1 protein-coding gene is annotated in these 410 nt (G+C 50.0%); it reads right to left on the reverse strand.

Annotation, left to right across the window (positions count from 1 at the left end):
- Window positions 1-37 precede the first annotated feature (37 nt).
- A partial coding sequence (locus tag GFJ41_RS21170) for a 50S ribosomal protein L5 (protein WP_206001619.1) occupies window positions 38-410 on the reverse strand: 373 nt, incomplete at its 5' end.

A 410-nucleotide genomic window follows, 5' to 3' on the forward strand; every position in this document is an offset into this window, starting at 1 on the left:
GTTTTATTTAATTGTTATAAACAAAAGAGGTGGTCCTCTACTTGCCGGGGAGGATAACGCCATCATACTTTTGCTGGAACCAGCGCATGGCCTCCTCCTTGCGGATGCGGTGCTTGAAGCCAATGCGGCCACGTTTCCTTTTCTTGTCAGCAATGCTGAAACCGGGTCTGCCCAGAACCACATAGAAGTCCAAGCCATAGATGCCAATGCTGGGGTCGTACTTGATGCCCAGATCGATGTGCTCCTGGATGCCAAAGCCAAAGTTTCCACTGTCTGAGAAGTTGTTCTTTCTCAACTCGTACTCACGCACCTTCAATCCCTTCTCCAGGATCTCCTCAGCCTTGGCACCACGAACAGTGCAGTGGACTGCAATCTTTTCGTTCCTACGGATACCGAAGGATCTTACAGTG

It is taken from the genome of Paraclostridium dentum (assembly GCF_012922555.1).
In the GTDB taxonomy this organism is placed as follows: domain Bacteria; phylum Bacillota; class Clostridia; order Peptostreptococcales; family Peptostreptococcaceae; genus Paraclostridium; species Paraclostridium dentum.